This window comes from Micromonospora aridisoli (genome assembly GCF_056150025.1).
This window is the reverse complement of record NZ_JAXCFK010000001.1, coordinates 278,369-298,198: the sequence shown is the minus strand read 5'-3', so window position 1 is coordinate 298,198 and position 19,830 is coordinate 278,369. Positions and strand designations below refer to the sequence as shown.

At 72.2% G+C, this 19,830-nt stretch carries 14 protein-coding genes; 4 read left to right on the top strand and 10 right to left on the bottom strand.

Annotated features, from left to right (window positions below):
- Positions 1–13: 13 nt before the first annotated feature.
- From SM447_RS01315 to SM447_RS01305, 3 genes are all read right to left on the bottom strand, one after another.
- Complete coding sequence (locus SM447_RS01315; RefSeq protein WP_474570861.1) at positions 14–916, bottom strand: carbohydrate ABC transporter permease; 903 nt, start codon at positions 914–916, stop codon at positions 14–16.
- Positions 913–1,905: a carbohydrate ABC transporter permease gene (locus SM447_RS01310; protein ID WP_474570860.1), complete on the bottom strand. Its 993-nt coding sequence runs from the start codon at positions 1,903–1,905 to the stop codon at positions 913–915. The genes SM447_RS01315 and SM447_RS01310 overlap by 4 nt, the downstream gene beginning before the upstream one ends.
- A gap of 88 nt (positions 1,906–1,993) precedes the next feature.
- The gene (locus SM447_RS01305; RefSeq protein WP_474570859.1) at positions 1,994–3,274 is read right to left on the bottom strand and encodes an ABC transporter substrate-binding protein; all 1,281 of its coding nucleotides are present in this window, start codon (positions 3,272–3,274) and stop codon (positions 1,994–1,996) included.
- A 262-nt stretch (positions 3,275–3,536) separates the two neighbouring features.
- Here SM447_RS01305 and SM447_RS01300 point away from each other — a divergent pair, with 262 nt between their 5' ends.
- Complete coding sequence (locus tag SM447_RS01300; protein ID WP_474570858.1) at positions 3,537–4,559, top strand: LacI family DNA-binding transcriptional regulator; 1,023 nt, start codon at positions 3,537–3,539, stop codon at positions 4,557–4,559.
- Between the two features lie 15 nt (positions 4,560–4,574).
- On the opposite strand, the gene SM447_RS01295 is transcribed toward SM447_RS01300, so the two are convergent.
- Positions 4,575–6,851: an EAL domain-containing protein gene (locus SM447_RS01295; RefSeq protein ID WP_474570857.1), complete on the bottom strand. Its 2,277-nt coding sequence runs from the start codon at positions 6,849–6,851 to the stop codon at positions 4,575–4,577.
- 252 nt (positions 6,852–7,103) lie between these two features.
- Here SM447_RS01295 and SM447_RS01290 point away from each other — a divergent pair, with 252 nt between their 5' ends.
- Complete coding sequence (locus tag SM447_RS01290) at positions 7,104–7,481, top strand: PH domain-containing protein (RefSeq protein WP_474570856.1); 378 nt, start codon at positions 7,104–7,106, stop codon at positions 7,479–7,481.
- Here the strand turns inward: SM447_RS01290 and SM447_RS01285 are convergent.
- Entirely contained in the window at positions 7,475–8,401 is a 927-nt protein-coding gene (locus tag SM447_RS01285) for a 2-hydroxyacid dehydrogenase (RefSeq protein ID WP_474570855.1), read from the bottom strand. The genes SM447_RS01290 and SM447_RS01285 overlap by 7 nt on opposite strands.
- A 40-nt stretch (positions 8,402–8,441) precedes the next feature.
- Between SM447_RS01285 and SM447_RS01280 the strand changes: the two genes are divergently transcribed.
- Together SM447_RS01280 and SM447_RS01275 are read left to right on the top strand one after the other, a co-directional pair.
- A complete protein-coding gene (locus SM447_RS01280) occupies positions 8,442–9,665 on the top strand; it encodes a PQQ-dependent sugar dehydrogenase (protein WP_474570854.1) in 1,224 nt (407 codons plus the stop codon).
- A 66-nt stretch (positions 9,666–9,731) separates the two neighbouring features.
- Positions 9,732–11,339: a metallophosphoesterase gene (locus SM447_RS01275; protein ID WP_474570853.1), complete on the top strand. Its 1,608-nt coding sequence runs from the start codon at positions 9,732–9,734 to the stop codon at positions 11,337–11,339.
- A 103-nt stretch (positions 11,340–11,442) separates the two neighbouring features.
- On the opposite strand, the gene SM447_RS01270 is transcribed toward SM447_RS01275, so the two are convergent.
- The 5 genes from SM447_RS01270 to SM447_RS01250 all read right to left on the bottom strand — a co-directional run bounded on the left by SM447_RS01270 (position 11,443) and on the right by SM447_RS01250 (position 19,818).
- Positions 11,443–13,800, bottom strand: coding sequence for a transketolase-like TK C-terminal-containing protein (locus SM447_RS01270; RefSeq protein WP_474570852.1), 2,358 nt, complete (start codon positions 13,798–13,800; stop codon positions 11,443–11,445).
- A 140-nt stretch (positions 13,801–13,940) separates the two neighbouring features.
- Complete coding sequence (gene gatB, locus SM447_RS01265; RefSeq protein ID WP_474570851.1) at positions 13,941–15,434, bottom strand: Asp-tRNA(Asn)/Glu-tRNA(Gln) amidotransferase subunit GatB; 1,494 nt, start codon at positions 15,432–15,434, stop codon at positions 13,941–13,943.
- 13 nt (positions 15,435–15,447) lie between these two features.
- Complete coding sequence (gene gatA, locus SM447_RS01260; protein WP_474570850.1) at positions 15,448–16,923, bottom strand: Asp-tRNA(Asn)/Glu-tRNA(Gln) amidotransferase subunit GatA; 1,476 nt, start codon at positions 16,921–16,923, stop codon at positions 15,448–15,450.
- The gene (gene gatC, locus SM447_RS01255) at positions 16,920–17,225 is read right to left on the bottom strand and encodes an Asp-tRNA(Asn)/Glu-tRNA(Gln) amidotransferase subunit GatC (protein ID WP_088995614.1); all 306 of its coding nucleotides are present in this window, start codon (positions 17,223–17,225) and stop codon (positions 16,920–16,922) included. The genes gatA and gatC overlap by 4 nt, the downstream gene beginning before the upstream one ends.
- 136 nt (positions 17,226–17,361) lie before the next feature.
- A complete protein-coding gene (locus tag SM447_RS01250) occupies positions 17,362–19,818 on the bottom strand; it encodes a putative bifunctional diguanylate cyclase/phosphodiesterase (protein ID WP_474570849.1) in 2,457 nt (818 codons plus the stop codon).
- Positions 19,819–19,830 lie beyond the last annotated feature (12 nt).

The following is a 19,830-nucleotide window of genomic DNA, read 5'->3' as shown; positions in this document are numbered from 1 at the left end:
CCCCGCGCGTCGCTCAAGACTTCACCGCGCCTTCCATGATTCCCCGGACGATCTGCCGACCGCCGATGACGAGCATGATCAACAATGGGACGGTCGCCACGAACGCACCCGCCAGCACCCGGCGGTAGATGACGTAGTTGCCGCTGGCCAGGTCGGAGATGGCGACCATCGAGGTGGGGTAGTCGGTGCCGTTGAGGGTGATCAGCGGCCATTGGAAGTCGTTCCAGGTGGCCACGAAGGTGAGCAGGCCGAGCACCGCCAACGCCGGCCGCACTGCCGGTAGCACGATGTTCCAGTAGACCCGCATGGTGGTGGCGCCGTCCACCCGGGCCGACTCGACCAGTTCGTCGGGCACCGTGTTCACGATGAACTGTCGCATGTAGAACACCCCGAAGGCGGTGACCAGGCCGGGCACGATCACGGCCAGCAGGGTGCCGTTCCAGCCCAGTTTGCCCATCACGATGTAGAGCGCGACCACGCCGAGCTGGTTGGGCACGGTCAGGGTGAGGATCACGAACAGCATCAGCGGCCTGCTGCCCCGGAACCGCAGCTTGGCGAAGGCGAAGCCGGCCAACGAGCAGAAGAACAGCACCGACGCGGTGACCACCGTCGAGACGATCACGCTGTTCACCAGGGAGGCGGCGAAGTAGACGTCCTGGAGGGAGAAGACCTCCTCCAGGTTGACCAGGAACTCCCCGCCCGGCGTCACCACCGGCGGCAGTTGGGAGGTCGCCTCGTCGGTGCTGGTGGCGATGACCAACATCCAGTACAGCGGAAACGCGGCGAACAGGGTGGTCAGCGCCAGGAACAGGTAGGTCCAGAAGCCCGCCGAGGTGTCCTGCGGTGCCCGGCCCAGCAGCGTGGCCCGCCTGCGTCCGCCGGGCGTCGCCTGCCGTGATCGCTCCAGCAGGGTCATTTGCGTCCCCCCGAGATGCGGTTGGTCAGCAGGGTGTTCAGGGCCGCGACCACGAGGATGATGAGGAACAACGCCCAGGACATCGCGGCGGCGTAGCCGAGGTTGAGGTCCTTCCAGCCCACCTTGTAGATCAGCTGCGCGACGGTCTGCCACTCGCCGCCGGCACCACCGGTGGCGGCTTGGCCGTTCAGGTCGAACAGCATCGGTTCGGTGAACAGTTGCAGTCCGCCGATGGTGGACAGCACCACGGTGAAGATGACCACCGGACGGATCATCGGCACGGTGATCCGCCAGAGTTGGCGCCACGGGCCGGCACCGTCGAGCGCCGACGCCTCGTAGACGTCGCGCGGGATGGACTGCATCGCGGCCAGGTAGAGCAACGCGTTGTAGCCGATCCACTTCCAGTTGACCATCGTGGCGATGGCCAGCCACGAGTGCAGCTTGTCGGCCCGCCAGTCGATCGGGTTCTCGGTGCCGATACCGAGCAGGCCGAGGGCCCAGTTGGCCATGCCGAAGTCGCGGGAGAAGAAGACGTTGAAGACCAGCGTGGAAGCGGTGATCGGGGTGATGTAGGGCAGCAGGGCGCCGACCCGCCACCAGGTCTGCCCCCGCAGCCGGCGGTTGAGCATCGACGCGACGATCAGGGCGAGCAGGAGTTGCGGGACGGTGGAGAGCAGGAAGATGCCGAAGGTGTTGTAGAGCGCATTGCCGAAGTCGCCGTCGGTGAACAACCGGTTGAAGTTCTCGGCGCCGGCCCAGCCGGTCAGATCCGGGTCGTCCAGGCGCCAGTGGCGCAGCGCCACCACCCCGTTGAAGATCATCGGGAAGAGCCCGAAGACGAAGAAGAGCAGGAAGAACGGCGCGATCATCAGGTACGGCATGTACCGCACGTCGAATCGGTGCAGCCGGTCACGCCAGGTCATCGACCGGTCCGGGGAGGTCCTGGGGCGGCGGGTGGCGGGTTCGGGGGCCGCGCGCGTGGTGGACATGGGCACTCCAGGTGCGGGGGCGACGGGGACTTCAGACCGGAACCGGGGCGGCACGGGCAGCCACGCACCCGCGCCACCCGCGGTGGCGTTACCTACCGGCCTTCTCGGCTTCCTTGATCGCCTCGGCCCAGGCGGCGTCCGACTTGAGCGTGCCGTTCTGCACCCGGTTGATCACGTTTTCCACGGCGACCCGGGTCGGGCCGTTCTTCCTGCCCAGGTACTGCGGCGTCAGACCCTCCGCCATCTTCGGGAAGATCTGGCCGACCGGGGCGGAGTTGAAGAACTCGTTCTGGAAGTCGGCGATGGCGGGGTCGGTGTAGAGCGCCGGCTGCGAGGGCAGGTTGCCGACCGTCTTGAAGATCTCGATCTGCTGCTCCGGCTGGATCAGCCATTCCAGGAACTTGTACGCCTCGTCGACGTTCCTGCCCTGCTTGGGGATGGTGAGGAAGGAACCGCCCCAGTTGCCACCGCCGCCGGGCACCGCGGCGATGTCCCATTTGCCCTTGGTGCCGGGGGCGGTGTTCTGGATGTGGCCGAGCATCCACGCCGGGCAGGGCAGCACCGCGAAGGCGCCGCTGGTGAAGCCCTTGTCCCAGTCGGCCTGGAAGCTGGTGAGGTTCGCCGACAGACCGGCGTCGGCGGCTCGGATCGCGTAGTCGAAGGCGACCTTCGGACCGCCGTCCATCCGCAACTGCTCGCTCTCGTCGTAGAAGCCGGCCTGCTGCTGGCCGAGGATCGGGTTGAACAGGTTCGTCGCGTTGTCGATGAACTTCTTGTTGGTCTTGGCGGTGTACTGCTGGCCCACCTGCAGGAACCTGTCCCAGGTGGGCCAGAGCGCGGAGACCTGGTCCCGCTCGGTGGGCAGGTCGGCGGCGGAGAACAGGTCGGTGCGGTAGCACATGGCCAGGCCGCCGACGTCGGTGCCGAGCCCGATCTGGGTGGCGCCGTCGGCCGACAGCGACTGCTTCCACTTCCACGGCAGGTAGTTCGTCTCGTACTTGCCGGCACCGAAGTCGAGCAGGTTGACGAACTGGTCGGCCTGGCTGCGGAACTGGACGATGAAGCCCTCGTCGATGGCCGCGATGTCCGGTGCACCCGACCCGGCGATCAGCTTCTTCTGCAGGTCCTCGTGCTGGGCGTTGTACTCACCGGAGTTGAGAGCGATCTTGACGTGCTGGTTCTCCGCCTCGTACTTCGCCTTGAGGTCCTGGAGCCCGAAGTCGCCCCAGAAATTGATCGTCAGCGTCACCGCGCCGTCGCCACTGCTGCCGCTGCCCTGAGTGCTGCGACCGCTGCACGCGACGACCAGGGAGCCGACCATCAGACCCACGGCTGCGACCCGCAGCCACCGAGGCGTAGACCGTCTCATGACCCATCCTCCAAGACCGTTGGAAACGCTCCAGGCATCGAGGAACGTTGACTGAACCGGATAAGTGAGGCCACCGTACGGGCGGCACTTTCTCCGTGTCAACGAGGCCGAAGCCGTAGACTGAACCGAGCAAGTTCCTGCCCTGGGCGGTCGACAAACCGCCCCGTACCGATCCACGAGCGGACGACGGGTAGCGTGTCCAACGCCGCCTGCGCCACCGACGCGGCCGGCAGGACGAACTGGTTCAGGAGGACGTACGCCGGTGAAGCGGCCCACGATCGCGGACGTCGCCCGGCGGGCAGGGGTCTCCAAGGGCGCGGTGTCGTACGCGCTGAACGGCCAGCCGGGCGTCTCCGAGGCGACCCGACAGCGCATTCTCGCCATCGCCGCCGAGATCGGGTTCAGCCCGAGCAGCGCCGCCCGGGCCCTGTCCGGCGCGACCGCCCGCGCGATCGGCCTGATCCTCGCCAGGCCGGCCCGCACCCTCGGCATCGAGCCGTTCTTCATGGAGCTGATCAGCGGCGTCGAGGCGGAGCTGTCCGCCCGTTCGTACGCGCTGACCCTCCAGGTCGTGGCCGACCAGAGCGCCGAGATCGCGGTCTACCGGCGGTGGTGGGGCGAGCGTCGGGTCGACGGTGTGCTGGTCTGCGATCTGCGTACCGACGACGGGCGGGTGCCGGTACTGGAGGAGCTGGGACTGCCGGCCGTGGTGATCGGCGGCCCGGCCGGCACCGGCGGGCTGCCCAGTGTCTGGTCGGACGACGCGGCGGCACTGGTGGAGACCGTGGAGTACCTCTACGCGCTGGGTCACCGGCGGATCGCCCGGGTCGGCGGTCTGCCCGAGCTGCTGCACACCGCGATCCGCACCGAGGCGTTCACCGAGGTGTGCCGGCGTCTCGCCCTCGCCGACGCGGTCACCGCCTCCTCCGACTACACGGGCGAGGAGGGCGCGCGGGCCACCCGGCGACTGCTCAGTTCCCGCGTGCGTCCCACCGCCGTGATCTACGACAACGACGTCATGGCGATCGCCGGGCTGTCGGTCGCCCAGGAGATGGGACTCACCGTCCCCGCGGATCTGTCGATCGTGGCCTGGGACGACTCCCCGCTGTGCCGCCTGGTGCACCCGCCACTGACCGCACTGGGCCGGGACATCCCGGCCTACGGGGGGCACGCGGCGCGCCAGTTGCTCCAGCTGATCGAGGGGGCGCCGACGGTCGGGCTGGAGGACGAGACCGCCCGGCTGACCCCGCGGGGCAGCACCGGCCCCGCTCCCATCGACAGGTGAAACGGTTAAGCCCCCTCAGCGCGAGGTGGAGGGAAACTCCTCGAAGTACGCCTCGACCCGCTCGGCGGTCGCCGGCCTGGCCAGCTCGAAGCCCTGGCCGTACCGGCATCCGGCCCGGTGCGCCCCCTCGACCTGGTGAGCCGACTCCAGCTCCTCGGCCACTACCTCAAGGCCCAGTCGCTCGGCCACCGTGACCACCACGTCCAGCAGCGGACGGTGCGGATCACCGCCCGCCGTGGCGACCTCCGGTCCGACCTTGAGCAGGTCGATCGGCAGCCGCCGCAGCTGAGCGAGGGAGGCGTGCTCGGCACGGAAGTCGTCGAGCGCGGTACGGATGCCCAGCGAGCGCAGCCCGGCCAGCCGGGCCACCACCGTCGGCAGCTCGGCGGCGACTCTCGGCTCGGCGACCTCGATCACCAGCTGGTCCGGCCCCACCCCGTACGCCTCCAGCACCGCCGCGGTCCGGGGTACGAAATCCGGTGAGGTGAGTTCCCGGGTGGTGACGTTGACCGCCATCCACAGCCGTCGGCCGCCCACGTTCCAGTCGGCCAACTGCCGGCAGGCCCGGTCCAGCACCCAGACCCCCAGCTCGCCCACGATGTCGAGATCCTCGGCCACCGGCAGCAGCTCCGCCGGGAAGACGGTGCCCAGCACCGGATTGCGCCAGCGCAACAGCGCCTCCGTACCGACCGGAGCCCGGTCGGCCAGGCCGAGCACCGGCTGGTAGACCAGGTCCAATTCGCCCCGCGCGACCGCGCCGGGCAGTTCCCGTTCCAGGTCGAGCCGGCGGACCAGTTGTTCCTCCAGGAAGGCGTCGTACCACTCGACCCGGTCCCGGCCGAGCTGGGCCGCGCGCCGGCGGGCCAGGTCCGCCTGGCGGAGCAGGTCCTCCGGCCGGCCCCGGCCCAGCTCGGCGAGCCCGATGCTGGGTCGCGACCGCAGCACCGCCCCCGAGACCTCGTACGGCCGGCTCAACGCGGTGAGCAGCCGGGCGCCCAGTGCGTACGCCAGCACCGGCCCGGACCCGGTGACCACCGCGAGACCGCTCCCGGCCAGGTCGAACACCTCGTCATCGTCGGCTGCCACGGCTCGCGCCCGGCGGACCGCCTCGGCGGCCACGTCGTCGCGCACCAGCCGGCCGGGCAGCTCGGTGAGGTGCAGGTCGATCACGAGCAGTGCGCCACAGACCGGGTCGGGCCGGGCCGCCAGGGCCCGCAGCAGGGCCGCGCGACCGGCCGGGCAGCCCGGGTCGACCGGTGCCGCCGTGGGTGCCGTGGCCGGCTCGGTGGCCGGTGGCGGGTCCGTGGTCACCAGCGACGGCGCGGCGGCACCGAACAGCTCGCGCGCCACCAGCGGCGGCACCGCGGCGAGCGCGAGCAGCACCGCCGTACGGTCCGGCAGGAGGCCGGCCTGCAACTGGTGGACGATGGCGAGCACCGCTGCGGCCGGTGGGAGCACCGCCCGCGGCCAGACCCACGGGGTCCGCCCGGCCGGGCCGTCCGGTGCCACCCGCCGGCCCCCGGCGGCGACCAGCAGCACGCCGCACACCAGTGGAGGCACGGCCAGCAGCGCCGCGCGCCCGGCGGCGGGACCGGCGGGCAGCGCGGCCAACAGCACCAGGGCGAGCAGGGTCGACGCGGCGCCGCCGCGGCAGCGGGCCGCGCCGCTGTCGCGGTCCGCCCCGGTCAGCGCGGCCAACGCGGCGACGGCGAGCAGCCCCAGCGCCACCGCGACCGCCAGCCGCACCGGTGCCGCCACGCCGGCGTACGGCAGCAGCAGCCAGGCGGTGAGCACGAGGCACACGCCGGGGGCGGCCTGGTCGAGCAGCGCGCGTAGCCGGCCCCGGGTCGACGGCCGTGCCCGGTACGGCAGGCTGAGCAGGCCACCACCGAGCAGCGCGGCGGTGCCGGCCAGCCCGGCGACGGCCGCCGCCGGCCGGTATCCCGCCGAGGCCAGCGGCAGCACGGCGGCGGTGAGGCCGGCGGTCACCACCGCGGCGTGCAGCAGTGCGGCCGCCCGGCGGGGACGGGCCGCCCGACGGCGCGCCAGCCGCCCGGCGGGCGGGTCGACGGAGGTCGGGTCAGGCCCGAGAGCCAGCCGGGACAGCCGCACTCCGGCCAGGGTGGACGCGGCCGCACCGGCGAGCGCCACCACGGCGAGGGCCGGCACCGGACCGGCCGCGCCGAGGGCGATCAGCACGGTGGAGACCGCGAGGACGCAGATCTCCGGCAGGATCGGGCGGTGGGCGGTGGCGCGGAGCGGGGCGACACGGAACACAGACGCGACGGGCACGACGTTCGCCTTCGTGAGGGGGCACGGGGGCGGTGCGCGGACGGTGGACATGGTCCACCGCCCACCCTCGGTGAACGAGTCGGCCGGCGGGAAGTGACGGCCAGTCGACAGTGAGTCAGGTCACTGCAACAGAGCGTCAACGCGACGCCGCGCGCTTCCTCGCCGGCCGGAAGCCACGCCCCGGGAGGTGGTCGTGGCACCGCCGCCGTGGTCCACTGCCAGCCGTCGCCGACCAGGTGGGATCATCGGGTCATGGCTCGCACCAACACCGCGCGTTTCCGACACAACCAGGCCATCCTGGTCGGCGCGATCGTCGCCACCCTCGGCGCCCTGCCGCTGGCCAGCGCCCGCGCCTATCTGCTTCCGGTGCTGCTGGTGCCGCTGGGGGTGGCCGTCTGGGCCTGGCGTGCCGGCACCGACGCCGACGGCCGTGGGTTGCGGCTGCGAGCACTGGCCGGCGAGCGTCGGATTCCCTGGGACCAGGTGGCCGAGTTCAGGGCCGACCCGCGCGGTCGAGCGGTGGCCCAGCTCGACGACGGCCGGCAGCTCGTGCTCCCGGCCGTGCGTCGTGCGGACCTGCCGCGACTCGTGGCCGCGTCGGAACGCGACGGCCCCGACCCGGATCAGTAGCCGTCCACCACCACGTTGCGCGGCGGCTCACCGGCCGCGAACCGTCGGACCTGCTGACCGACCAGGCGGTAGGCCCGGGGCAGCAGACCCCGCACCGAACCGGCCACGTGCGGAGTGATCAGCACGTTCGGCAGCTCCCAGAGCGGATGGTCGGCGGGCAGCGGCTCCGGGTCGGTCACGTCCAGCGCGGCGGAGATGCGGCCGGTGGCCAGCTCGGCGACCAGCGCCTCGGTCCGGGCCACCGGGCCCCGGGCGGCGTTCACCAGCAGGGCGCCGTCCCGCATCGCGGCCAGGAACTTCTCGTCGACCAGCCCCCGGGTCTGCTCGGTCAGCGGCACCAGCAGCACCACGACGTCGGCCTGCGGCAGCAGTCGCGGCAGCTCGTCGACGCCGTGCACCCCCTGCTCCGGCCGGGCGGTCCGGGCCACCAGCACGAACTCCACCTCGAAGGGCGTCAACCGGTCCCGCAGGGCGGTGCCGATCGACCCGGCGCCGACGATCAGCACCCGCTTGCCGGCCAGTTCGTCCGTGGGCGCCACCTCGTCGTACGCCCACCGTCGCCGGGCCTGGGCCCTGGCCATCGTCGGGAAGGCACGCAGCTGGGAGAGGATCGCGGCGACCACCCACTCGGCGGTGGACGGATCGTGCACCCCCCGGGCGTCGCAGAGCGTCACCCCGGGCGGCATCCGACCGGCCCAGGCGTCCGCGCCGGCCGAGAGCAGCTGCACCACCGCCAGGTCGGGCAGTTCGTGCAGCAGGGCCACGGCGTCCCCGCCGGCCAGGAAGGGCGGCACCCAGAACCGGACGCCGGCCAGTGGCGAGGGAGGCTTCGTGGGATCCTCCATCGTCTCGACGGTGACCTCCGGCGGTAGCTCGCCAAGCAGGTCGTGACCGGCCTCGTGCGGGATCCATACCTTCACCTCGCCGACGATAGGCGCGTCGGAACGGGCGTACCAGCCGATGGGGGTGGACCCACGTCGCCTTCCACGGCATCGGCCCCGGCGGGCTACCCTGGGGCGGGTGAGCGCTCCCCCGTATCTCCGCGCCCGTCCGGTCCGTGCCGCCCTCGTGGCCTCCTGCGCGACGCTGCTGCTGGTCGCCGGGGGTTGCAGCCTCGGCGAACCGGAACCCGACCCGGCCGGCGAGCCGCCGAACCTGCCCAGCCCCACGGTCACGGCGGGCAACGGCGACCAGGAGGTCGTCGCCACCGTGCTCGCCCAGGGTCTGCGGGTGCCGTGGGGGATCGCCTTCCTGCCCGACGGCGGCGCGCTGGTCACCGAACGCGACAGCGGCCGGATCGTCCAGGTCGGGCCGGAGTCGACTCCCGACGGCCTGAAGATCACCGAGGTGCAGACCATCGACGACGTGGTCGCCTCGGGCGAGGGCGGTCTGCTGGGCATCGCGGTCTCCCCGCAGTTCGCCCAGGACCGCACGGTCTTCGTCTACTACACCGCCGAGCGGGACAACCGCGTCGCGCGGATGCGGCTCGGTGAGCAGCCCACCCCGATCCTCACCGGCATCCCCAAGGCGGGCATCCACAACGGCGGCGGTCTCGCGTTCGGCCCCGACGGGCAGCTCTACGCCAGCACCGGCGACGCCGGGGACACCGACCAGTCGCAGGATCGCGAACAGCTCGGCGGCAAGATCCTGCGGATCACGCCGGAGGGTGAGCCGGCGCCCGGCAACCCCTTCCCGAACTCGCCGGTCTGGTCGCTGGGCCACCGCAACGTGCAGGGCATCGCCTGGAACGGCGACCGGATGTACGCCGTCGAGTTCGGTCAGAACACCTGGGACGAGATCAACCAGATCACCAAGGGCAAGAACTACGGCTGGCCCGAGGTCGAGGGACGCGGCGACGACGAGAGGTACGTCGACCCGATCGTGCAGTGGTCGACCGACGAGGCGTCCTGCTCCGGCCTGGCCGCCACGGAGCGGATGCTCGCCACCGCGTGTCTGCGCGGGCAGCGCCTCTGGCTGGTCGAGCTGACCGAGACCGGCACGGTCCTCGGCCAGCCGCAGGCGCTGCTGACCGAGCGCTACGGGCGACTGCGCGCGGTCGCCACGGCACCGGACGGATCGCTGTGGGTCAGCACCTCCAACCACGACGGGCGGGGACGGCCGGCGCCCGAGGACGACCGGCTGCTGCGGCTGGTCTTCTCCGGTGGCGGTGCCGGGCGTAGCTGAGGCCACCGCCCGACGCGTCATCGCAGGTTTGCCAAGATCCTTCGGCGGGCAGGTCAGAATCTCACCATGGACGGTCAGCAGAACGAGGAGCCGCGCCGCGACCGGGACCGGGGCACACCCACCGGTCGTCCGCGCCGCTTCCCCTCCCTATGGCGGGGCACCGCGCCGCGAAACGCCGGTGGGCGGCACCTCGGCCTGCGCCGAGTCGCCGTCGCGCTGGCCGTCCTCGCCGTCGCGCTGGCCGGCGTGCTCGCCGGTGTCGTCGCGGGCGGGCACGTGGGTACGGACATCGGGCCCTTCCACGCCCGGCTCTCCGTTTCGGCCGCGACCACCGGCGGCACCAGCGTCGACATCCCCCCGCTGGGCTCGTTGCAGCTGAAGAGCCATGACGGGCCGACCCACCTGACCGTGGAGCTGGGCGCGCTCGACCAGCGCCGCGTCGAGGCCCTGATCGACGACCCGGCGAGCCTCAACCGGGCCACCCAGTCGGCGACGGACGAGGTCCGGGAGGGGGTGATGCGGCTCGGGCTGCGAACCGTCGGCTCGGCCGTCCTGGCCACCCTGGTGCTGGCGCTGCTGGTGTTCCGGGACACCCGGCGGGCGGCCTGGGCCGGCGGCCTGGCGCTGTTGATCACGGCCGGCAGTCTGGGCACCGCCGCGGCGACCATCCGCCCTCAGTCGATCGAGGAACCCCGGTACGAGGGGCTGCTGGTCAACGCCCCGGCGATCGTCGGCGACGTACGCAAGATCGCCGACGACTACACCCGGTACGCCGAGCAGCTCCAGCGCCTCATCGGCAACGTCACCCAGCTCTACACCACGGTGTCGGCGCTGCCGCTGTACGAGCCGGAGCCGGGCACCACCCGGGTGCTGCACATCTCCGACATGCACCTCAACCCGACCGCCTGGCAGCTCATCCGGACCGTGACCGAGCAGTTCGGCATCGACGTGGTGATCGACACCGGCGACATCACCGACTGGGGCAGCGAGCCGGAGGCCTCCTACGTCGGTTCGATCAGCCTGCTCGAGAAGCCCTACGTGTACATCCGGGGCAACCACGACTCGGGCCGTACGGCGGCGGCGGTGGCCCGCCAGCCGAACGCGATCGTGCTGGACAACACCACGACCACCGTTGCCGGGTTGACCATCGCCGGCATCGGCGATCCCCGCTTCACTCCGGACAAGAGCACCTCGCCGGCGAGCGGTGGGCTCACCCAACCCACCGCCAACGAGTTGATCACCAACGGCGAGAAGCTGGCCGCCACGATCCGCAGTTCGCCCCGGCCGGTCAACATCGCGTTGGTGCACGACCCGGCCGCCGCCGGCCCGCTCTCCGGCACCTGCCCGCTGGTGCTCGCCGGGCACACCCACGACCGGCGGGTCAACACGCTGCCGGAGGTGCCGGGCCAGCAGCCCACCACGCTGATGGTGCAGGGTTCCACCGGCGGCGCCGGACTGCGCGGGCTGGAGGGCGAGGAGCCGACCCCACTGGCCATGACGGTGCTCTACTTCGACCAGGACAAGCAGCTCCAGGCGTACGACGACATCACCGTGGGCGGCACCGGCCAGGCCCAGGTGAACCTGGAACGCACCGTCATCGCCCCACCCACCACCACCCCCGCAACCCCCACCCCCACCCCGGCCCTCTCCCCAACCCCCACCCCCACCCGCTAGTCCGATCCGTTGATCATGAAGTTGTTGTCCGGGAGAGCGCTTCCGGGCGACAACAACCTCATGATCGACGGACGGGGTTTGGGGTGGGGTGGGGTGGGGACAGTCAGCGGAGGGAGAGGGCGGCGAGGGCGGCGTTGACGATGCTGCCGGGGAGCAGGTCGTGCAGGTCGTAGAGGTCGTGGACACTGCCGGACTGGCCGAACTCGTCGACGCCGAGCGGGACCGCCGGTGCGGCCACGGCCGAACCGAGCCAGGCCATCGCGTGCGAGGCGGCGTCGTGCACCGTCACCACCGGCACCCGGTCGGCGAAGGCGGACCGCAGGGCACCGGGCACGCTCGGCACGGTCGCCGTGCGTACGCCCTGACGCAGGGTGCGCTGCCAGGCCCGGTAGAGGCGGTCCAGGCTGGTCACGTCGACGACGTGGGCGGCGACCCCCTCGTCGGCCAGTTCCGCCGCCGCGGCCAGCACCTCGGGCAGCACCGCGCCGGAGGCGGCCAGTTGCACCGTCGGCGCGTCGGCCAGGTGCGGGTACGCCTGATGGGCGTCGACCAGGCGGTACGCCCCGGCGAGCACCTGCCGACGCAGCACCGCGTCACCGAGCCGGACCCGGGCCGCCTCGAACGGCGCCTGGTCCACCGGCCGGGTGCTGAGTCGGAAGTAGTACGCCCCGTCCTCGGCCGGCACCGCCGTCGGCGTCGGCCGGGTCGCGCCGGCGACGTGGCCGAGCGCGTCGCAGAGCAACCAGTCGAGGCTGGCCGCGTACGCGGGCTCGACGAACGTCACCCCGGGCAGTTCCAGGCCCACGCTCGCGGTGATGGTCGACTGGTGGGCCCCGCCCTCCGGGGCGAGGGTGACGCCGGACGGGGTACCCGCGACGACGAACCGGGACCCGGAGTACGTGCCGTAGAGGAAGGCGTCCAGGCCGCGCAGCACGAACGGGTCGTAGACCGTGCCGACCGGCAGCAGCGGCTGCCCGGACAGGTCCCACGCGAGGCCGAGCTGCCCGAGGAGCAGGAACAGGTTCATCTCGGAGATGCCCAGCTCGATGTGCTGGCCCTCGGGGCTCTCCGTCCAGCGCAGCATCCGGTCCTCGGACCAGGAGCGCTGGGCCGTCGGGGCGAACACGCCGGTCTTGTTGATGAACCCGGCCAGGTTGGTCGAGGTCGCCACGTCCGGCGCGGTGGTGACGAGATACCTGCCCACCTCCGGATCGCGGGCCAGGTCGACCAGCACCCGACCGAAGACCTCCTGGGTGGAAATCGGCTTGTTGGCGCGTACGTTCGTGGCCGCAGGCACCGTGACCCCGAGCGCACGCTCACGGGGCGCGCGGGACAGTGCCTCGCGACGCTGCCCGGCCCGGATCCCGGCCGGCGAGGCCGGGTCGAGGCGGTCCCACTCGGTGTCACGGGTGAGCCCGTGCGCGGCGCGCAGCGCGTCGACCTGTTCGCTGGTCAACAGCGCCGAGTGGTTACGCGGGTTGCCCGCGATCGGCAACCCCCACCCCTTGACGGTGTACGCGAACACCACGCTCGGCCGGTCGGTGACCGCGTCGCACTGGGCGTACGCGTCCAGCAGCGCCGCCAGGTCGTGCCCGCCCAGGTCGGTGACGAGCGGGCCCAGATCCTCGTCGGAGACGTCGGCCAGCAGCGCGGCGATGCCGTCGGGAGCGCCGTCCAGGAACTGCTTGCGCAGCGCCGGCCCGGTCAGCCCGAACAGCGACTGGTACTGCTCGTTCGGCATCGCGTCGATCCAGTCGCGCAGGGCCTCCCCGCCCGGCCGGTCGTACGCCTCGGCGAGCCGGCGGCCGTACTTCACCTCGACCACGTGCCAGCCGGCGGCCTCGAACTGGCCGCGCCACTGGTCGATCCGCACGCCGGGGACGACCCGGTCCAGCGACTGCCGGTTGAAGTCGACCACCCACATCACGTTGCCGAGGCCGGTGGTGGCCGGGTCGGCGACGGCCTCCCAGATGTTGCCCTCGTCCAGCTCGGCGTCACCGATCAGCGCGACGAACCGGGAACGCGGCCGCTCGCCGAAGTGCGCGTCGACGTAGCGCCGGGTCACCGCCGCGAACAGCGGCGCGGCCGCGCCGAGCCCCACCGAGCCGGTGGAGAAGTCCACCTCGTCCGGGTCCTTGGTCCGCGACGGGTACGACTGGAGCCCGCCCCGCGCCCGCAGCCGGGTCAGGTACGACCGGTCCAGGTTCCCCAGCAGGTACTGGATGGCGTGGAAGACGGGTGAGGCGTGCGGCTTGACCGCCACCCGGTCCTCGGCGGAGAGATGCGCGAACCACAGCGCGGTCATCGCGGTCACCAGTGAGGCGCTGGACGCCTGGTGCCCGCCGACCTTCACCCCGTCGCCGGTGCCGCGATCGTGGTTGGCCGCGTCCACTATCCGGGTCGCGAGCCACAGCACCCGCCGCTGGATCTCGTCGAGGACATCGAGGTCGTGCTCGTTCACGGTGGACTCCATCCGGGCGTCGCCGTTGACGCCCTCACGGGGGTGGCGCGGGGGGTGTCTGCTGCGCACCTGCTGTCTCGGCCGTTAGGAAGGGGCCCCTCCTCTACACCAGGCGTTAAGAAGGGGCCCTTCCTTACACCTCAGACGCCGAGGCGCTCCAGGATCAGGGTGCGGACGGTCTGGGCGTCGGCCTGACCGCGGGTGGTTTTCATCACCGCGCCGACGAGGGCGCCGGCGGCTGCGATCTTGCCGCTGCGGACCTTGTCGGCGATGGCCGGGTTGGCCGCGATCGCCTCATCGACAGCGGCGGTCAGCGCGCCGGCGTCGGAGACGACCTCCAGGTTGCGGGCGGTCATGATCTCGGTCGGCGAGCCCTCCCCGGCCACCACGCCCTCCAGGACCGTACGGGCCAGCTTGTCGTTGAGCTTGCCGGCGTCGACCAGGCCCTGCAGCTCGGCGACCTGTGCCGGGGTCGCCCCGATGTCGGCCAGCTCCACGCCCGTCTCGTTGGCCCGCCGGGACAGCTCGCCCAGCCACCACTTGCGGGCCGCCGCCGGCGTCGCACCGGCCGCCACGGTGGCCTCGATCAGCTCGACCGCACCGGCGTTGAGCACCGACTGCATGTCCAGGTCGGACAGCCCCCACGCCTGCTGGAGGCGGCGGCGGTGCAGCCGGGGCAGCTCCGGCAGGGCGGCCTTCAGCTCGGCCACCCAGGCCGGGTCCGGCGCGAGAGGGACCAGGTCCGGCTCCGGGAAGTACCGGTAGTCGGTGGCGGTCTCCTTGGACCGGCCGGGGGTGGTGTCCCCGGTGTCCTCGTGGAAGTGCCGGGTCTCCTGGGTGATCCGCCCGCCGGAGTCGAGGACGGCGGCCTGGCGCAGCATCTCCGAGCGGACCGCCCGCTCGACCGACCGCAGCGAGTTGACGTTCTTGGTCTCGGTACGGGTGCCCCACTCCTGCCCCGGCAGGTTCAGCGAGGTGTTCACGTCGCAGCGCAGGGAGCCCTCCTCCATGCGTACGTCGGAGACACCGAGCGAGCGGATCACGTCCCGCAGCTCGGTGACGTACGCCCGGGCCACCTCGGGGGCCAGCGCGCCGGTGCCGGGGATCGGCTTGGTGACGATCTCCACCAGGGGGATCCCGGCCCGGTTGTAGTCGACCAGCGACTCGGTCGCGCCGTGGATGCGGCCGGTGGCACCACCGACGTGCAGCGTCTTGCCGGTGTCCTCCTCCAGGTGCACCCGCTCGATGCCGATCCGCACCGTCTCGCCGTTGACCTCGACGTCCAGGTAGCCGTCGACGCAGAGCGGCTCGTCGTACTGGCTGATCTGGAAGTTCTTCGGCATGTCCGGGTAGAAGTAGTTCTTCCGGGCGAACCGGCACCACGTCGCGATGGAGCAGTTCAGCGCCAGGCCGATCCGGATGGTCGCCTCGATGGCCGCCTTGTTCGCCACCGGCAGCGAGCCGGGCAGCCCCAGGCAGACCGGGCAGACCCGGGTGTTCGGCTCGCCGCCGAAGTCGGTCGGGCAACCGCAGAACATCTTGGTGTTCGTGCCCAGCTCGACGTGGGTCTCCAGGCCGATCACCGGCTCGTAGCGCGCGACGACCTCGTCGTACGCGGGCAGTGTCGTGGTCATCTGTGCTCCTGCCTCACAGTGCCGGTGGGGTGAACGTGCCGACGGCGCTCTCCAGCGCGGCGGCGACCCGGTACATCCGGTCGTCGGCCAGCGTGGGAGCCATCACCTGAAGACCGACCGGCAGCCCGTCGGAGAGCCCGCACGGCACCGAGATGCCCGGCCCGCCGTAGAGGTTGGTCGGGATGGTGAACAGGTCGGCCAGGTACATCTGGTACGGGTCGGAGGTACGCGCCCCCAGTGGGAACGCCACGAACGGGGTGGTCGGCGAGATCAGCGCGTCGACCCGCTCGAACGCCGCGGTGAAGTCCCGGGTGATCAACGTACGCACCTTCTGCGCCTGCCCGTAGTAGGCGTCGTAGTAACCCGACGAGAGCGCGTACGTGCCGATCATGATGCGTCGCTTGACCTCGGGGCCGAAGCCGGCCTCCCGGGTCAGTGACATGACCTCCTCCAGCGACCGGTTGCCGTCGTCACCGGTCCGCAGCCCGAACCGGACGCCGTCGAAACGGGCCAGGTTGGAGGAGCACTCGCTGGGCGCGATCAGGTAGTACGCGGGCAGCGCGTACCGGAAGTGCGGGCAGGAGATCTCGACGATCTCCGCGCCGAGCTTGGTCAGCGTGTCGACGGCCTCGTTGAAGGCGGCCATCACGCCCGGCTCGGCACCCTCGCCGCCGAACTCGGTCACGATGCCGAGCCGCACGCCGCTCAGGTCACCGGTCGCGCCGAGCTTCGCCGCGGCCACCACGTCCGGCACCGGCGCCGGGATGGAGGTGGAGTCGCGCGGGTCGTGACCGCCGATCGCCGCGTGCAGCAACGCCGCGTCGAGCACCGTGCGCGCGCACGGGCCGGGAGTGTCCAGCGAGGAGGAGAAGGCCACCAGGCCGTACCGGGAGGTGCCGCCGTAGGTCGGCTTCGCACCGACGGTGCCGGTGACCGCGCCGGGCTGACGGATCGAGCCACCGGTGTCCGAACCGATCGCCAGCGGTGCCTCGTACGCGGCGAGCGCCGCCGCGCTCCCCCCGCCGGAGCCGCCCGGGATGCGGTCGGTGTCCCACGGGTTGCGGCTCGGCCCGTACGCCGAGTACTCCGTGGAGGAGCCCATCGCGAACTCGTCCATGTTGGTCTTGCCGAGCATCACCGTGCCGGCCGCGCGCAGGCGCTCCACGATCGTCGAGTCGTACGGTGGACGCCAGCCCTCGAGGATCTTCGACCCGACGGTGGTCGGCACGCCCCGGGTGGTCAGCACGTCCTTGACCGCCACCGGCACGCCGGCCAGCGGCCCCAGTTCCTCGCCGGCGGCCCGGCGGGCGTCGACGTCGCGGGCGGCGGCGAGGGCCCCCTCGGTGTCGACGTGCAGGAAGGCGTGGACCCGGTCGTCGACCGCGGCGATCCGGTCCAGGTGGGCCTGGGTGACCTCGACGGCGGAGGTCTCACCGGTGGCGACGAGCTCCGCGATCTGCGTCGCGGTCATTCTGGTGACGTCGGTCATGAGGCCACATCCTCGTCCAGGATCCGCGGTACGCGGAACCGCTGCTCCTCCGCGTCGGGCGCACCCGACAGCGCCTCCTCGGGCGTCAGGCACGGCGTCACGACGTCCTCCCGGAGCACGTTGGTCAGCGGCACCGAGTGGGAGGTCGGCGGGATGTCCGCGGCGGCGACCTCGCCCACCTGGGCGACCGCCTGGAGGATCACGTCGAGCTGGCCGGCGAAGGTGTCCAACTCCTCCTCCGTCACGGCGAGCCGCGACAGTCGCGCCAGGTGCGCGACCTCCTCGCGGGAGATGGCGGCCATCGGTGCCCCCTTCGTGGCTGGTTCTGCGTGTGCCCGACCTGTGCCCACCGGCGTCGGGTACGCGACGCGTGGTGACGGCAGCGAGTCTATTGTTTCGCGCCCGGCGGGCCGTTGCCGCCTCCCCGAGCGCCCGCCGTCAGCGGGCGTGCCGGCGGGGCACCTCCGCCTCGTCGTGTCCGCCGAGCGGGCGCAGCGGACGGTACCGGGCCAGCCAGGCGACCAGTTCCTCCGCCGGCATCGGCCGGGCGTAGAACCAGCCCTGGGCGGCGTCGCAGCCCGCGGCGTGCAGCATCCGCCAGGTCCGCTCGTCCTCCACGCCCTCGGCCACCACCCGCAGACCCAGCGCCTTGGCCAGCTCGATGGTGGAGCGGACGATCGCCGCGTCGTCGGTGTCCTCGGTCATGCCGAGGACGAACGAGCGGTCGACCTTCACCTCCGACAGCGGCAGCCGGCGCAGGTGCTGAAGGGAGGAGTAGCCGGTGCCGAAGTCGTCCAGCGCGATGCCCACGCCGATCCGGTGCAGTCGGGTGATGGTGGTCAGCACCCGACGCGGGTCGGCCATCAGCGCGCCCTCGGTGATCTCCAGTTGCAGCCGCTCCGGTGCCACGCCGTAGCGGCTGAGCCGCTCCGCGATCTGGTCGGCGATCTCGGCGGTGTGCAGGTCCCGCACGCTGACGTTGACCGCGGCCCGCAGTCCCAGACCGGCCGCCGACCACTTGGCCAACTGCTCCACCACGTCGTCGATGACCCGGCGGGTGAGCAGCCGCATCACCGCACTCTGCTCCGCGACCCGGATCAGCTCCTCCGGGTCGACCATTCCCCGCCGTGGGTGCCGCCAGCGCAGCAGCGCCTCCACCCCGACCACCTCGCCGGTGGCGATGGCAACCTGCGGCTGGTAATACATCATGATCTCGCTCGCGTCCGCGCCCGATCCGGCGTCGGGGCGATCGTCGAGAGCGGCGGCAGGGACGTCCGCCCCGCCAGCGCCGCGCGCGAGATCCGGCCGGTCACCGGTACGCGGCCCGGACCACGCCGCGCCGTCGGCCGCCGCGTGATCCGACTCACCGGCCCGGACAGCCCGGCGCAGGGTCGGGTCCGCGCCGGTGATGATCCGGGCGATCAGCTCGTCGTCGTGGTCGACCACCCGGGGCCGGCGTCGTCGTCGACCCCACCAGCGGGCACCGCCCGACTCCTCCAACGCCGGGGAGGTGGGCAGCACCGCGCCGTCACCGCCACGGACGGTGCTCCGGTCGGCGGGCGCGGACCCGTCCGCCCGGCCCGACGCGCCGACCTCCAGCACCCGGCGCAGGTCGGCCAGCAGACCCAACCGCTCGGCGGAGTTGTGGTCGGACTCGGCGGTGTAGACGGCGACGGTGTCGTTGCGGTGCTTCGCGTCGTACATCGCCACGTCGGCGTGCCGCATCAGGGTGGCGAAGTCCTCGCCGTGTTCCGGGTAGAGGGCGATGCCGATGGAACCGCCCACGTCCAGCGGCAACCCGTCCAGCGGCACCGGCTCGGCGAGGGCCTGGACGACCTGGTCGGCCAGCCCACGCGCCTCGCCGACATCGGTCAGCCCGGTCATGACGATCGCGAACTCGTCGCCGCCGAGCCGGGCCACCATCTGCGGCGGCGCGACCACGTCGGTCAACCGGGCGCTCACCTCGACCAGCAGCCGGTCACCGACCGCGTGGCCCAGCGCGTCGTTGACGTTCTTGAAACGGTCCAGGTCGATCAGCAGCAGGGCGAGGCGGGCGTCGGACGCCCCCCGGGCGGCGCGTTCGGCGTGCCGGTGCACCTGCTCGTTGACCTCGGCGAGCAGCGCCTTGCGGTTCGGCAGCCCGGTGAGCGGGTCGAGTGAGGCCAGCTGATGCTGCTCGACGGTGAGCCGGGCCATCCGGTACACCGCGAACAGCGGCACCAGCACCAGCGGCACCAGGGCCGCGCTGGCTCTGGCGGCGGTGACCAGCACCGGTGCGAGCAGCAGCAGCGACCCGGTGGAGAGCAGTTCGAAGGGCAGGCCGTGCCACGCGTTGGGCCACCACCGCTCACCGAAGCGCAGCCGTACGGCGGCGGTGACCAGCCCGTAGTTGACCGCGAACCAGGCCACCCCGGCACCACCGATCGCGGCGATGTCGGTCCAACCCAGCGCGTCGCCGTCGTAGATCCCGCCCGGACCGAGCCGGGTGATCGCGTACGCGGCGGCCAGCGAACAGGCGTACTGCCCGGCGTTGAAGGCGGTCCGCCAGGGCGCGTGCCGCATCCGGACCCCGGACACCACCACGGCGACCGCCTGCACCGCGACCGCCGGGCCGAGCCCCCAGCCGAGCAGGATCGCGAAGGTGAAGCAGGTGGAGGGAAAGACCGCCGAGGAGGACTGTCCCCGGCCCGGCGGCAGGAAGGGCCGCGCGTCGCAGGCCACCGCGAGCACCGCCATCGTCCAGAACGCCGCCGGCAGGTCGGGCAGGGCGGTGGCGAGCGACACCAGACCGTCCGCCGACACCAGCACGGCCAGCACGAGTACGGCCGCGACGAACGTCGAGAACGGCGCGGTACGTCCGGGCGGGACGAGGTTGCGCGGATCGGGCGACTCCATCACACCTCCCGG

Coding starts and splice junctions, on each gene's coding strand:
- SM447_RS01315 (WP_474570861.1), bottom strand. CDS start 916: ATGACCCTGCTGGAGCGATCACGGCAGGCGACGCCCGGCGGACGCAGG.
- SM447_RS01310 (WP_474570860.1), bottom strand. CDS start 1,905: ATGTCCACCACGCGCGCGGCCCCCGAACCCGCCACCCGCCGCCCCAGG.
- SM447_RS01305 (WP_474570859.1), bottom strand. CDS start 3,274: ATGAGACGGTCTACGCCTCGGTGGCTGCGGGTCGCAGCCGTGGGTCTG.
- SM447_RS01290 (WP_474570856.1), top strand. CDS start 7,104: ATGGCTCGCACCAACACCGCGCGTTTCCGACACAACCAGGCCATCCTG.
- SM447_RS01280 (WP_474570854.1), top strand. CDS start 8,442: ATGGGGGTGGACCCACGTCGCCTTCCACGGCATCGGCCCCGGCGGGCT.
- SM447_RS01275 (WP_474570853.1), top strand. CDS start 9,732: ATGGACGGTCAGCAGAACGAGGAGCCGCGCCGCGACCGGGACCGGGGC.
- gatB (WP_474570851.1), bottom strand. CDS start 15,434: ATGACCACGACACTGCCCGCGTACGACGAGGTCGTCGCGCGCTACGAG.
- gatA (WP_474570850.1), bottom strand. CDS start 16,923: ATGACCGACGTCACCAGAATGACCGCGACGCAGATCGCGGAGCTCGTC.
- gatC (WP_088995614.1), bottom strand. CDS start 17,225: ATGGCCGCCATCTCCCGCGAGGAGGTCGCGCACCTGGCGCGACTGTCG.
- SM447_RS01250 (WP_474570849.1), bottom strand. CDS start 19,818: ATGGAGTCGCCCGATCCGCGCAACCTCGTCCCGCCCGGACGTACCGCG.